Source organism: Haloarcula amylovorans, assembly GCF_004681185.1.
In the GTDB taxonomy this organism is placed as follows: Archaea; Halobacteriota; Halobacteria; order Halobacteriales; family Haloarculaceae; genus Haloarcula; species Haloarcula amylovorans.
In genome coordinates this window covers 125,380-139,099 of sequence record NZ_SRIF01000006.1, presented here as the reverse complement: position 1 = coordinate 139,099, position 13,720 = coordinate 125,380, and the positions used below count along the sequence as shown (strand labels likewise).

The following is a 13,720-nucleotide window of genomic DNA, read 5'->3' as shown; positions in this document are numbered from 1 at the left end:
ATTTCGAGTTAGGCGTGGTCACCGAGTTCGCTCTGTTCTAGGGTGTTTTCCGAGGCGTCAGTGAAATCGGTGGGAGTGAATTCCAGACCAAGCGCGTCGTGGGTCCGACCTAAGGCGAGGTCGCGAGCAGCTTCCCATTCAGGATGATCCTGAGGGAGTACCTGCAAAAGTGCTTTTAGAGTGGCTTTGAACGGTGCATCCGTGTCGAAATTCCGTTCTTTGAGCCAATCAATTGCAACGTCTTCACCTTGCTTCGCGTAAACATGCATCGCCGCGTGGACCGCATCCAGGGCAATTGTGAATGAGATGGCATCTGGATCGACTGGTTTCCGGCTAGAACGGTCTTCTTTTGGAAGAGTGATATCCTGAACCCTATCGTCGTAACCGCGCAATTTGATGTCTCCTCGGCGCTTTCGCCAGAGTTTGGTTGACCGCTTGATATCGTCGATATCAACCCCAATACCGAGTCCTAATTGATGCCCCTCGTCGTAGTTGAACGTATCTGACTCGTGAACAAGCCACGAAAGTACATACCACTCTGTAATGTCATCCAATTCACCAAGACCTTCCCCCTCTAGATACTCATCGACAAGAATCTGTGTCACCGCTTCGCGCGCTTCCTCTAATGCACGCCGCGGCGGTACTGGTTCATCTTGATCATCTACAACAGGATAGGCATCAGCGTACACTTTTAAAGTTGGCCCGAATGCAGAAATGATAACATCAGTCTTCGTGAGAGAAAGGCCTGAATCAAGAAGGTCTCGTGCAGCTTCTTTCGCGGCCAGCCTTGTGTCGGCACGTACATCACTCCAAAGAGTCGGTACATCGCTATCGAGTGGGGATGAGCCTTCAGTAGTCTTCCGTCCAGTGAGTAACAGAGTACTATCAGCAGATCCGCTATCCTGAGTGTCGATTCTGGCCGGCATTTCACTAGAAATTGGATGCGTTGATGTTATTGTAAAACCAGAGTTGATTAAGGATTTAGTGAGGGTGTCCCAAGCATCTGTTTCTTTATGCGTGAACATCACGGTCATTACTCCACCAGGCTTGAGAACACGGTATAAGTCAGAGAATATTTCACTCATTTTCTGTTCATATTCATTATCTGCTAGTTCTCGCTTAGAGTCAGAGCCGCCTGCAATGCCATCAAATCGGCTGGGATTCGCGACCGCTTCGTCATCCTTGTTTGTGAGATCTGACTGGAACTGGTTGGGATAGACGTCGTCCAAATATTCCTTCATCCAGACGTAGAACATGTCAGACAGTTCAGCATACATAATACTGCTATAGTAGGGGGGGTCTATTACAACCGCCTCAATTTCGTTATCCGGATAAGGGAGATTCGCAGCATCTCCCGTAGATAGTTCTGCAGGGGAAGCATCATCGGGAAGATAAGATACCAGTTCTTCATAGGATTCAATTATTTTTCCAATAGCAGATTGATAGCTCCCCATACCACCGACTGACATATTGATATCTGCAAACGATTTAGCAAGGGACAGGTGTTTCCCCCCCATTGCGTTCGAGGGATATCCTTTCCCGGTATGCCATGGTGAAAAGCGGGAATTATAGTCAACGAGTTTACCTGGAACTAGGGAGAGAACAGTCAGAAGTGCCTCTGCTTCATCTTCCGGGTATTCTTCTTGAATTTCGTCTTTCCTATCTTCAAACGCCCTATAATACTCGTAGTGAGAAACCAACTGGCGTGGAGTGAACATATCTCTCCATTCGTGAATCCCATGTTCCCGTGGTTCCCGGGTCTTTTCGCCTTCTGGGAGAGGAGTAGTCAAGAAGGATGCAAGGTCAAAATCGGACTCAATACGTTGTTCGGCACTTTCTAAAGCTTGGTAATCAGCTTTATTAGGGGCTCGGAAGCTGTAGCTGCCAGAGGAGTCCATATACCGGACACAGATAATGTCATAACTGAAATCCCCGTCTTGATGCATATCTACGATATCCTCTGATTCGGTGACGATCCCACAATTCAGACACTCAGCGTCACCCCCTCGAGAAACAGTCCCCTGTTTATGATCAAATCCGTCTAGTTCCTCCTCCGTCGGCTCAATGATACAATCGTACTCAATCGAGCCATCTTCACCTACTTCAGGAACAGAGATGACCGTATCTGCACTCCGTCTTGTGCGAATAGACCATTTCGAAACTAACGGTATGTCTGTTCCACAGTCGGGACAGGTAACGACATGAGCGCAGACATAGGAATCAACGGAGTCATGTTCTCCTTCCGATGGGAAATACTGTTCCAGTCTCTCCTCCGCAAGATCATCAATACGCTGGCTCCACCGCTCCAAATCGTCCTTTAATGAGCCAACTCTTGGTGCGTAATTCAGCAATACCTGTAATATTACCGATGGAACTGGGTTTAGCTCGTTGACTTTAGTCGGCAAACCATATCTGATCGCCTCGTATGGAATAACACCTCCACCCGCACAAGGGTCTAAGACGGTTGGAAGTTCACCATCCCATGTCTCTTCCAGTATTTCATGGATTTCATCTCTCTCTTTTTTATTCGGAGATTGTGTAAATGGGCGTGGATAACCGTAATGGTCGCCCAGAGAACCGCTTCTATCTCCCTCACTAGCTTTCTTTTGTTCAACGTATTCCGAAATATCCCCTTCAATTCCTTCTTTGGGGCCAATTTGAATCCAGCTAAGTATTTGATCAGAATCAATACCTTCTGGGAGGATTGAGGCCAAAGTCGCTAACCTAGCCGCAGGTGTAGGACGGCGAGCAAACCAAGGATGAAGATACCGATGGGGAGGCATATGTTTAGGGTTTGCCTCCTTCAGATTCTCTATCCCAACGGCTTTCAGTGGGAGTTTCCCCTCTATTGCAAGACTCTGTCCCTCAATTGCATCCGGATTAGACTTGTTCTCAGTCATTGATCTATTTGATGTGGTCAGTCAGCAACACTCGAAGCGCCTTTTCACCGTTCGGACTCGACGGGGACCGACACTTCGCGTACCAGTAGTAACACTCCTCATCGCTCATCCGTGCAACGCCTCGAGCCAGCGACCGCATCCGGTCGATACGCTGGATCGGCTTCACGCCACGGAAGGCAACAGCAAGCCGGACGCCTGCCGTCTCGGGTAGGAACACGAACCCAGTCCCCCCAGTGAGAACTTCTGATGAATCTCCTGGCGTGCCTTCGATCGCCTCCCGGACGACATCCTGAAGCGCACGGACGCGGGTCGGGTCAAGCCGTGCGACCTTTACGCCGGCCCACTCATCCCACGTCCATCCATCGAGCTTGGAAAGGAGGTCGTCACCAGCGATGTCCGAGACGAGATCCTCGACTGGTGTGATACTCAGCGAACGGCCATCCCGCTCCAGGCGATCACGGCGGGCTTCAGCCTGTTCGCGGGGGAGTAGTTCATGGAGCGTCCACTCTCCGCCACCGTCTGTTTCTCGCCGGACGAGCGTGAACGTTGGGCGGCCACCAAACATACTCGTCCCGTAGCGGACTAGCCGATCCTCCTCTGTTCCCTCTGCCGGGGCAGCCTCAAATTCCGATCCGCGACTCGCCATCAGACCGTCACCTCCGAGCTCGCCTGGATCGGGCCACGCCCTTCGACTCGGACGTCGATGTTACCCGCATCGAGGTCGTTGTCGAGCGCAGCGAGGAGGTCGTCGCCCTCGTCAGTAATCGGTTCGGGCTCGTCAAACTGGAAGCGGAACTGGATGGTCTCTCGATCATCGCCGAACGAGCCGGGCTGGTCGATCACGTCCCGGAATCGGTTTGGTGAGCCTGTGAATTCTGCGCTGTACGTCCCGTCGTCAGTCCGGGTTTCGTACTGCATTCGAACCGTCACCGCATCTTCGCGGGCTTTGAATCCAGGTCGCTGACTGATGAACTTGGCCGCTTGGAAAGGTTCGTCACCACCGACCTGGATGGTCACTTCTTCAAGCAGCGGCGTCCGGTCGGTTCTGGCCTTGGATTCCGCATCACGGCGGACTTCCGAGAACGCCCGTGAGGCAGACATCATCTTCTTGCTTGCCTCCCAGGACTCGTCGGGCTGGCACTCCTGGCATCGACCGCGTTCGTCCAACAGCTGCTCGCTAGCGACCTCTTTGCCGCAGGAACTACAGGTCGTATCGGACTGGTGTTCCTCACAGTAGAAGGGTTCGCTACCTTCTGGGTTTTCAACCTCCGCCCCACACTCAGCACAGGTGGCAACCGTCTGTTCTGGCCGGTCGATTTCGTCGAGGTGGTCGTCGACGAGCGCGTCGATATCTCGGTAGACGACGAAGACGCTCCCGATCTGGACATCGCTGTCCCGAATCGAGGTCTCGACATCAGGGGATTCCGCGAACGGTTCCGGGTGTGGCCACGTCGACGGCTCTGTCGTCCCGGCCCAGTATGCAGTACCAGACTCACCATCCCAGTATGCGTACCCGTGGTCACTAACGAGAGATGAGACAGTCTCTCGAATTGGTTTCGTACTGAAGAGGTAGTCCAGCCCCGGCTTCTTCGCGTATTGGTTGACCAGCGCTTCGGTGGACATAGCGTCCTGGGTCTGCTGCCAGAGTTTCTGTTGGACGTGAGCAGACCCACGAGCACCGGCGTCGCGTTTCACGATCTTATCCTCAAGCGTTGTCTGGACCGCATCGACCAGTGTCGTCCCGCCGTTGGATTCGGTCGCACCGATTGTGATGTGGGTGAGCCCGTCCCGGTCAGGGTAGTAGAGGTGCCGGTAGACGTTCCGAACGAGCTCTCCGAGCATCAGCTGTGCCTCGTCGCTCCGTTCTCGGAGCTCTTCGATCTGTTCCGAGGAGAGGTCGGCTTTCTGCTCAGGGCTATCAAGCAGGGCTTCAATTGCCTCAAGACGGCGAGCCTCGTCGATTGCCGCATCCATTCGATCAGCGTCAGGGGCGAGGAACAGAGCGTAGTTCTTGTAGATTCGCGTCTCAGTCTCTCCCTCGTGTTTTGCGGCTTGCTGCTCGTAGAGCTGAGTTACCCGGTTCGGCGGCGTATCGCCCCCGTCTTCGACAGCAGCGGTGTCCGGATGCATCATCGCGAGCTTCGGCGTATCCGGGGTATCCGGTAAGTCCGCCGGCGATTCAGGGAACTCCACCGGCTGGAAGCCACCATCGCCGATTTCCTTTGAGGTGAGTCGGTTCTCGAAACGCGAATGAGCGCTCGCTTCGGGGGTAGACTCGATTCGCTGGTCGATGATCCGGATCAGGTTTGGTTCTTGCTTGAACCGGAGGCGCTCTTCCTCGTAGAGGAAGTAACACGCGACATCCATATCGTCGCCCCGGAGTGCGGATAGTGCGGCATCGTAGTCGTCGAAGTTCAGATCAGGATGACCGATGGCGAGGTTCAAATCGGCGTGAGTTAGGCCTGCGGCCTGTTCACCATATGCGAGGCTGTGCCAGAGAACTGTCGTTGTTAGGTGGGTGCCGAGCGGCGGGAGGCCGTTTTCGGTCCATTTACGATCCTCAAGCTGGGCGTGCGCGGTACCATCGTCGTCGTAGATGTCGGCGGTCACTGCGGGACCGAGATCGACGAAGTCGAATAGCCGCTCGCGAAGGATCGTCTGAATCCCACCACCGGGATCGTCGTCGGCGACTGTGAGGTCGTAAATCCGAATCCAGTGGCGGTCGTAACTGTCGGGCTGATGATTCCAGAGGTAGTAGACGGCTCGAGCCAGCAAGCGGAGGGCGTCACGCGTGCGCTGGAATCGAGGGATGGTATCGATCTTGTCCGTGAGAGCGTCGATTAAGGAGGGATGGAAGGGGTATTCGCGAGCGAGGACATCCACGTAGCCAGCGTCGGTGGCTTCCTGTGGATACTGCCGGTCTTCCTGGTCATAGAATTGGAAGTATGAGTCAGCGGCTTCGCGCGCGGCGTTTTCTGGTACTTCCGAGAAGAGTCGGTGCTGGAGGACTTGTCCGATCTCGTTTTCATCGGTCGGCGTGACCGTCTTGTGCTGCCGGCGGCCGATCTCGTTGACCTCCTCAATGTGATCACGGACGCCATCACGAACCCGGTCAGCCTGCTCACCAAACGCCGTATCCGCGATGGAGTAGACGACCGTGACGTGCTCCGATTCGGCAGCCGCTTCGAGGAGCGCCATCACGAACGAAAGCGTCTGATCGGCGAGCGTCTTGTCGCCGACAGGTGTCCCCGCGGCTTTGTTCATGTAGTCGGCGATTTCGTCAATCAGAATGAGAGCCGGCTGATCGTACTGAGCGAAGAGTTTCGAGAGCGTCCCCTCACCGGGTGCGTCCCGGTCTTGGTCGTAGTCCTTCAGGTACTCGTAGCCATCGAGCCCGTAGAGCTGGTACGCGAGTTCACCCCACATGGTCCGAGCGTTCGGAGCATTCGGGTCATCGTCAGCATGGCGGGCATCCTTGCTATCAGCCTTCGTTCCGATGAAGACCCCCGTTGCGATGTCGAGGCCCTCGTCTACCGCACTCTGGTAATCAGCCGCAAGTTCCTCATCACCGTCCAGCAGGTAGTGCGAGAGATCGTCAATATCGGCAGGGTTCTCGGCAAGATGGTACGACGCGATGAGGTCGTGCGTTTTCCCACCACCGAATCGTGTGTCGAGGCAGAGAATACTCGAGGTATACGATCCCGGATCGTACTCTGTCGTTGCCAAGAAACGGCCTGTGAGATTGGAAAGCAGCGTACGGAGCCCCTCCGTGGGGTAGGTCATATCGTAGAACGAGTCGGGGTCTCGATAGACTGGAGCTGCCTTCTCAGGGTTGTGGACGACAGTCGATAGTTTCGCAGCAAACTGTTCCTCCTGGAGCGAGCCGTCTAAGACATCGTCTCGTGGCTGACAGCTCTCGAAAAGAGAGGGGTGCTTGCTACTCATCGATTTCCTCCGTGGATGATGAATCAGCTGCTGGTTTGGACACAATCACGAACTCACTCTCCGTGCTGTTCTCGATAATCGCCTTGGCGATTCCCTTCGATTCGGCGACATCAACCTTGATGGTGTCTCCAACCTCCGCATCGAATTGGTCGAGTTCAGGTCCCGACAAATTCACCCGGCCCGATTGACCGGTGTTCTGTCCAATTGTCTTCTGAGTCATCTGGATGGTTATGTCATTAAAATCGCGTGATATAACCTTTACTTAGTCTAAGCCATCTTTCGGATTTTCAGATTATATTACAACAAAATATGAGTGGATATCAATGATAGGATCGGAAGGGCGGCGAGTCGCTGAACTGGCGCACGACCCGTTACGGAAGCATCCCATAATTTCAGAGTCAGGCCGTTCCCGTCAGATCATCAGCACCGGAATGAATGTCGGCCGAGACATGCTTAACGAGCATTACTACCAGCAGCCCACGGAGGTGAAGCTGGAACAGCAGAGAGGAGATCTCCATAACGTTTGAGTGTAAATACCCATATGTGAATGGGTCAATCATGGTTTCCTCTGGTACCTTTAAACAATATTTTATAACCAATGACAAGTGAACATCAATGTAAGGAGCGATCCCGATAATGGGTCGAGAGTATAATATTGTCATTCGAAAGAGGGGAGAATATTCGTTTCTAACCGAAGGTAGCCATCTAGAGTACACGGAACCTAGTCAGCCGGGTCGAGAGTTAGTTGGAGGTCTTTCGCTAGTGGCACTACCCTACGAATGTGTTTGCGGCTATCCAAATTATGCGGTGAGCGAAGCAATATTTAGAGGAGATCCTGCTATGTCACGCTTAGTAGGGGAGTGTAAACACTGTCGAAAGTTATTAGAGCCAGAGGTTATATTTGATCACATAGTTGACACATTTGATCATAAGGAAATTCGATTGCTGGATATAAGTACAGGGAGAAACTGTTCCCCCCTTCTGGTATCTGATATCCAACGGGCAAAGAATACGTTAAACGGTTATCCGTAATCAGGAATAGTAGACTGCGTCTTGGGAGCTCTTTTGATGTCTGTTCCGCTATTTTCCTGTTTTGACCTTGCATCACGGAAGAATTCTCTAAGTTGGGTTTGGGATGGCTCCGGGCGGTCCACGAAATCCATCAAGCATATCTCTAAGTCATCATATTCAAGGGCTTCCCTGATTTCTTCTGTTTCTTCTGGCTCTCTTGCTGAGATGATGATGGTTCTCTGAATACCAGTCAAATCCAATTGAGATAGCATTTCTTCATAGAATTTCTCACATATCACGAGATGAACTGCTCGGTTGCGTTTATCTCGGCAGAGGTAATCTACTGGGTCAAATTCCACATCTGTCTTTCTTATAGAGAGACCGGATTCGACAGCGCCAGGACGATTCTGAACGAACCGTCGAATGAATTTATTATCCCAGTTTCGTCTTCGATATTCATCAAGCACTTGGTCCCTGATTTCGTTTATTGCACCTGTATTCGAATATGTCGATGTAGGATGTTGACTTGATGGAAGAATTCCTGAGGAATAATTCCTCGAATCTAAGTCATCCCAAAATTTCTCCGTTCCCCAATGTGAACTCGTAGTGTATTTTCGGTCTCCAATTGCGTCAAATGCATTAAGCACTGTTTCTGGGCCTTGGTGTTCCATCGTCCGAGCAAGAAGGTTGGTCCACTCTTCTTGATCGAAATCAGCCGACTTCTCTTGGAACAATAAAGTAGTTTCAATAACACCTTGGCAGAGTATCTCCAGATATCGGTCGGACACTGTGTTTCTAGATATTGTAAGAACGGTCTCCCAAAGAGATTGAATGCGCTGGGATTGCTCAGAGTCAGGTGACGAGTCAATCAACAAAGCGACACACCTCAAAAACAACTTCGTTAGTTCGCGTATTGTTTCTGATCTAGTATCGCTTACCTGGCCACCCAGAACTAAGAGAGGGCTGCCTCTATATGTATCCTCAATAGAAACGAAGGAATCCGCAATTTCACCTAAAAATGCATAGAGAATTTGTTTCGCCGGTTTGTTCTGGGGTGAAACATCTGAATCCACAATTGTCATCGAGTGGCGACAAATCGTGACGACGTTTGAATACTGACCTTGGTGGATTCTTGCTCGGATAAGATCACCAAGATTGATTATAATATTCGAGAGATAGTTCTCGGTATTTTGAGTTAGAGGTGCTTTATCGACTATTCGGACATAGCTAAAGGCGATCGGGACTGCCAAATTATACTCCTCATCTTTTTGTGTATTACTAGACAATTCTTGGAGTAGATTTGATGCTTTCTCTGTTATCTCCTGCTGAGATTGAAGATCTGCGTTGATTATTCTGGGTAATTGGGACTTCAATACAGGCTTAAACAGAGGCCCACCGTAATCCCCGTTTGCGTCCGAAAGAAGGTCAACTCGTTCCCCTTCCATAGCATGCTCTGTGGCAGCAAGTAACTTTGAGGAATAAACATCGAATGCCATATGTACAATTCGCGGTTCCTGCTTTTGAATGGAATCTGAGATTATAAAATTGAGGTCCGCCAAGGGATGGAGGATTGTTTCATCTTCCTCTGATTGGAGGGCCTGGGACACGTATTTGTCTGGGGACAGTTGGTTTCTAAAGGACTTTACGACACCCTCAGGTGTGCCATTTCTTACCCCATGACGGACTGTGAAATACAAAGTTAGAGCCGATAAGAAGGCTACTGGGGCAGTGAGGTACAGAAGGAGTCCCACGATTATCGATATTAATTCCGTGTAACCAAAAATCGAAATAGGGGCATAGAGCCCTTCTATATTGAAAATGAGCCAGAGATCGAGTGCAATTGACCCGATTAAAAGTGCAAATGTGGTCGGGAAAACTGGGTTTTCAAGTATAATTGATGTCAGTTGGGTAGAGTACCTATTAGCGATCAGCTCGAAACCCAACAAAAGGACAGACACCCCAATTGCCAGAACACTTGCTTGAGCCCCCGCAATTGCAGAAAGGTATGTAACAGCCGTGCCCTGGGCCGGTAGCAAGTCGCCAAAATCATAAATAACCGTAAACAAACTTAAAATAAGGCCATTTCCTACCCCAAGAATGCCCAACAGATGGATTAAGACAGTTCTAGGATTGGCTACATACAGTTGCTCTAATTTTTCAACAGACCCAAGAGACGTAATAGTTTCAGGTATCCTTGGCCGGGTCTGAGTAGATTCTCTATTTGTAGTCTGCAAGTTTCGATTCAATTCTATAATTCCCCACCGATATATCTTTCCTGCCGTTGAAAGAGACAATTGTTGGATTACTGTTTTCATCACTTATTGTAGTCGGAGCAACGCAGCAGCCCTCTTTGGTCATGATTATCTCACGAATCAGATCCAATTCAGTACATGTGCCTTGGCTGATGCAGATGGAACGGAGTCGAAGTGGGGCTAACCTTTCTGTAGCGGTGATCAAGCTACGACCTCCCGGGGTCAGACGCAGATGTATTCACAATCCTCGATGTATGCACATTCCGGGGAAGCTACCTCAAACACAACCGCGAGAACGTTGTCGACGACCACCGGCGAAAGCCGCTAATCACCAGCTCACAAGGCCGGCTCAGCAAGGGCGCGGTCCGGGAGACGATTTACCGGATAACGCAGCCGTGTGGAATTGGCGGTTGCCCTCACGACAAGGATCCGGAGACGTGCGAGTATAGGCGCCATGGTAAGCGTGCCGGGTGTCCGTCCTCACGTTCGCCACACGGTATTCGGCGTGGATCGATAACTGATCACCTCCGGAACGGGACGCCCCAAGAGGTCGTCTCTGACCGGTCGAACGTCTTCAAGGACGTGCTGGACCAGCACTATGACGAGCGCACGGAACGCGAGAAGATGGAAATTCGACGCGAATTCCTCAGTGAGGGATAGCGCATGATGAACTCCACTCCGCGACGATTGGGTAAGCATTCTACCCTAGCCTCGGCAGGCACCCGTATTGACGGAGCCCCGGCGAGTAGCCCTCCAAATATCGATCATGATGGGGGAAAGGTCCAGAATGAGATTAGAATCCCTGAAACGTCTTGTTACCAATTAGCCGTAAATTGTCTATATCGTCGCTACCACATGCTGATACCCAGCCTGCGACGGCACCGGCTGCAGCGTCAACCCGGCCAACGCTAATTCCCGCAGCACTTCGGGCGGCACACTCTCTCGGTCACGTAACACGGCGTCGAGCGTCCACGCGTCGTGTCGACTCGCGTTCGGCGCAACGACGTCAACGGCGATGGTCGGCACCGCATCTCGAATCGCCCGGGCAGCCCGCCGGACTTGCTTTCGATCGTCGACGGTACAGCTCATGCTTCGACACCTCGAACAAGGTCGCCGACCAGTGAGCCGCCAACATGCGGACCGACACTCCAGCCACGCTTCTGCCGCGTGTGCTCACACCAGTCTCGGAGGGTTTGACAGGGCGTCTCGTCGAGTTCGAATTTCTCGGTATTCAGATCTGGGTCGACGACGACAATAGCAGATTCGTAGCTGTCCCAGTAATGGCCGGCGTCGTCACCGTCGATGCCGACGAAGCACGGCTGCTGGGTCAGTCGGTCGCGGGCGATACGTTCTTGGGGATTGGCTTGCGTAGTTGCCATTGGTTCTTTCCTGGAACCACGCGCCTCGGTGCTCTAACACCGGGGCGATTTCCTGACCGCAGAAATCGACCAGCGACGCGTGCGTTCCTATACTTGGCTTATGTTACGCCACCACCATAAGTTCTTTGTTGGATAACAGCTAAATACCACCTAATGAGTGGTGATAGTCCAGAGGGAAACAGAGAATTAAGCTATAACGCGGTTGAAAAGTTGTTAGAGAACTCCGATTGGCCCTTGACAACTACAGAAGTAGCGAGAGTATTCGATATTACCCAGCAGTCGGCTCATTATCGACTCACTCAGCTACACAAGCGAGGTGACATAGAAAAGAAGAAAAGCGGTGGCAGTGCCTACTGGCGACCATCTTCGTAATTGCTGATCAGTCGACGTGCAACATATTCCTGACCTTCTAACGTGAGTGTATAGACATTAGTCCCACCGATTGTCCGATATTGGACTAGACCATCGTCAGCTAAAGACGTGAGACGTGGTGTTATTCCTTGTTGAGTCATCTCTAAAAGATCAGCAAGCTCCGTTGAGGCTACACCCGGACCTGGGTGGAGAGCAATCAAGCGGAGGATCTCAATATCTTCGGTCTCTGGTTTCCGACCACCGGGCATTCTTACCAATACTGTCGAATAGGGCCCGAAAAGAACTTGCCTAATCTTGAAGGCGTCCATACAGAAGTTAACTGTGGGGCAACAACTAATAGGCTGTGGGATAACAGCAAACATGTGAGGCGCTGTTCGGGGCGAGATGAACCTGAGCAAATCCCTGAGATAAACAAAAAATAACGGCGTCGCACTGAACTCATGACTGAGCAAACGCCGACCCACGACGAGACGCATCGCTCGCCAACCTACTACGACCTCTCAGGCTTCCAGCGGGACGTCTTGCAGGCCATCGCTGCCATCGACGAGAAACCCTACGGCCTCGCGCTCAAGGATTACCTCGATGAGCGCTACAGCGACCCGATCAATCACAGCCGTCTCTACCAGAACCTCGACCAGCTCATCGAGCACCAGCTCGTTGACTGTGCCCCCCTCGACGACCGCACCAACGCGTATACCCTGACTGACGCTGGACGACGCCTGCTCGCCCACCAGGCCAACACCCTCGCTAGCTGCTGTGACCGCCCGCGGCCGGTCGCCGACGGCGGTGATCACTCCCCGACGGAGGCCGACCGGCCATGACTGGCCCCGTCTCACTAACTTGCCCAGCCAGCGCTGAGACCCACAGACGGCCGTCGAACCCCGACCAACACTGGTCGATTAGAAGCGCCCCGCTGGGAGGGGACCAATGACGCCCGCCGTCGGCGCGGTCGTCGTCCTCACTAAACTCGACAGTGCCCCACGGCTGCTCGTCACCGCCGTTGACGACGCTGACAACACTCTCACTGGCGTCTTGCTGGCCGACTTAGCTACCGAGACGCTCCAGCAACTCGCCGCCTCGGCCGGTGACCGCCACCGTCGTGAGGAGCTGGCACTCGCGGTGAAACAGACTACTGAGCTCGCGAAATTTACTGTCCCCTTGGATGAATACCAGCACCTCGATGAGCCCGGTCTCGATGGTGCTGCCCGCCAGGAGCGTGAGCCCCAATGACCCGCGCAGGACTACTGTCGCGCAGGCACACGCGGGCGCTCACTGCGACGGACTGCCAGCACCACAGCCAAGCCCACGACAGACAGGATGGCCGCGGCTGGGAGACACATCGGTGTTCGTGTATCAGGCCGAAGCGTCCGGTGGGAGTACCAGACCACCGGACGCGAGAACCAAGGATTCACGACTGGACCGCTGACAGCAGTCACTTTGTTAACCAGTTAGTTGTAAAAACCTTCCCGCTAGATAGATTCGGGTTCCCTCGCCAGCCCCCTCGTTCAGTTCGCTGCCACCAGCGACGCCGTGAGACTGTCCACTCGACGACTGGGGGTGGCCGGTGATGGCCCAGACAGACCGTTCTCAGACTACTGCACCCGAGCCAGCGCCCGCACAGCGTCCGCAGTGGCGACTGCGCTATCACGTCGGGGACCTCGTCCACTACACCGAGTGGACCGACGAGTTCGCCGCCGTCGAGAATCTCGCCGTCCAGTATCGGGATGGCAACTACGGGCATGACGTCGTCATCGAACGCCGCACGGAGGTCGAGGGATGAGACGCCGCGCGCCCGATGGCGCGTTCGCCCGTGTCCACTGCATCGTCCAGAGCGGCCAGCGCCTGCTGCCCACCACTCGAT

The 13,720-nt window shown here is 53.0% G+C and carries 11 protein-coding genes; 4 read left to right on the top strand and 7 right to left on the bottom strand.

The genetic code is table 11. The annotated features are described in order from the left end of the window. Nucleotides 1–8: 8 nt before the first annotated feature. The 7 genes from E4S61_RS18895 to E4S61_RS18860 form a co-directional block, all read right to left on the bottom strand. Entirely contained in the window at nt 9–2,900 is a 2,892-nt protein-coding gene (locus tag E4S61_RS18895; protein WP_135305493.1) for a DUF1156 domain-containing protein, read from the bottom strand. 4 nt (nt 2,901–2,904) lie between these two features. Continuing rightward, on the bottom strand, nt 2,905–3,546 hold the full coding sequence (locus E4S61_RS18890; RefSeq protein ID WP_135305492.1) for a DUF7680 family protein: 642 nt from the start codon (nt 3,544–3,546) through the stop codon (nt 2,905–2,907). Then, nucleotides 3,546–6,845 (bottom strand): ATP-binding protein, encoded by a 3,300-nt coding sequence (locus E4S61_RS18885; RefSeq protein ID WP_209309559.1) that lies wholly within the window; start codon nt 6,843–6,845, stop codon nt 3,546–3,548. The genes E4S61_RS18890 and E4S61_RS18885 overlap by 1 nt, the downstream gene beginning before the upstream one ends. Continuing rightward, a complete protein-coding gene (locus E4S61_RS18880; RefSeq protein WP_135305491.1) occupies nt 6,838–7,065 on the bottom strand; it encodes a hypothetical protein in 228 nt (75 codons plus the stop codon). The genes E4S61_RS18885 and E4S61_RS18880 overlap by 8 nt, the downstream gene beginning before the upstream one ends. An 802-nt stretch (nt 7,066–7,867) precedes the next feature. Continuing rightward, the gene (locus E4S61_RS18875) at nt 7,868–10,171 is read right to left on the bottom strand and encodes a DUF2254 domain-containing protein (protein WP_135305490.1); all 2,304 of its coding nucleotides are present in this window, start codon (nt 10,169–10,171) and stop codon (nt 7,868–7,870) included. 774 nt (nt 10,172–10,945) lie between these two features. Continuing rightward, on the bottom strand, nt 10,946–11,197 hold the full coding sequence (locus tag E4S61_RS18865) for a hypothetical protein (RefSeq protein WP_135305489.1): 252 nt from the start codon (nt 11,195–11,197) through the stop codon (nt 10,946–10,948). After that, nucleotides 11,194–11,487: a hypothetical protein gene (locus tag E4S61_RS18860; RefSeq protein WP_135305488.1), complete on the bottom strand. Its 294-nt coding sequence runs from the start codon at nt 11,485–11,487 to the stop codon at nt 11,194–11,196. Before E4S61_RS18860 ends, E4S61_RS18865 begins: the two co-directional genes overlap by 4 nt. A 153-nt stretch (nt 11,488–11,640) precedes the next feature. On the opposite strand from E4S61_RS18860, the gene E4S61_RS26805 reads away from it, so the two are divergent. From E4S61_RS26805 to E4S61_RS18845, 4 genes are all read left to right on the top strand, one after another. After that, entirely contained in the window at nt 11,641–11,859 is a 219-nt protein-coding gene (locus E4S61_RS26805; protein WP_394346460.1) for a FaeA/PapI family transcriptional regulator, read from the top strand. Nucleotides 11,860–12,299: 440 nt separating this feature from the next. Continuing rightward, complete coding sequence (locus E4S61_RS18855) at nt 12,300–12,680, top strand: helix-turn-helix transcriptional regulator (protein ID WP_135305487.1); 381 nt, start codon at nt 12,300–12,302, stop codon at nt 12,678–12,680. Nucleotides 12,681–12,786: 106 nt separating this feature from the next. Continuing rightward, entirely contained in the window at nt 12,787–13,089 is a 303-nt protein-coding gene (locus tag E4S61_RS18850) for a hypothetical protein (protein ID WP_135305486.1), read from the top strand. 337 nt (nt 13,090–13,426) lie between these two features. Then, on the top strand, nt 13,427–13,639 hold the full coding sequence (locus E4S61_RS18845) for a hypothetical protein (protein WP_135305485.1): 213 nt from the start codon (nt 13,427–13,429) through the stop codon (nt 13,637–13,639). Nucleotides 13,640–13,720: the final 81 nt, after the last annotated feature.

Excerpts from the sequence above, each read along its gene's own strand:
- E4S61_RS18895 (WP_135305493.1), bottom strand. The coding sequence starts at position 2,900 with ATGACTGAGAACAAGTCTAATCCGGATGCAATTGAGGGACAGAGTCTT.
- E4S61_RS18890 (WP_135305492.1), bottom strand. The coding sequence starts at position 3,546 with ATGGCGAGTCGCGGATCGGAATTTGAGGCTGCCCCGGCAGAGGGAACA.
- E4S61_RS18885 (WP_209309559.1), bottom strand. The coding sequence starts at position 6,845 with ATGAGTAGCAAGCACCCCTCTCTTTTCGAGAGCTGTCAGCCACGAGAC.
- E4S61_RS18880 (WP_135305491.1), bottom strand. The coding sequence starts at position 7,065 with ATGACTCAGAAGACAATTGGACAGAACACCGGTCAATCGGGCCGGGTG.
- E4S61_RS18875 (WP_135305490.1), bottom strand. The coding sequence starts at position 10,171 with ATGAAAACAGTAATCCAACAATTGTCTCTTTCAACGGCAGGAAAGATA.
- E4S61_RS18865 (WP_135305489.1), bottom strand. The coding sequence starts at position 11,197 with ATGAGCTGTACCGTCGACGATCGAAAGCAAGTCCGGCGGGCTGCCCGG.
- E4S61_RS18860 (WP_135305488.1), bottom strand. The coding sequence starts at position 11,487 with ATGGCAACTACGCAAGCCAATCCCCAAGAACGTATCGCCCGCGACCGA.
- E4S61_RS26805 (WP_394346460.1), top strand. The coding sequence starts at position 11,641 with ATGAGTGGTGATAGTCCAGAGGGAAACAGAGAATTAAGCTATAACGCG.
- E4S61_RS18855 (WP_135305487.1), top strand. The coding sequence starts at position 12,300 with ATGACTGAGCAAACGCCGACCCACGACGAGACGCATCGCTCGCCAACC.
- E4S61_RS18850 (WP_135305486.1), top strand. The coding sequence starts at position 12,787 with ATGACGCCCGCCGTCGGCGCGGTCGTCGTCCTCACTAAACTCGACAGT.
- E4S61_RS18845 (WP_135305485.1), top strand. The coding sequence starts at position 13,427 with ATGGCCCAGACAGACCGTTCTCAGACTACTGCACCCGAGCCAGCGCCC.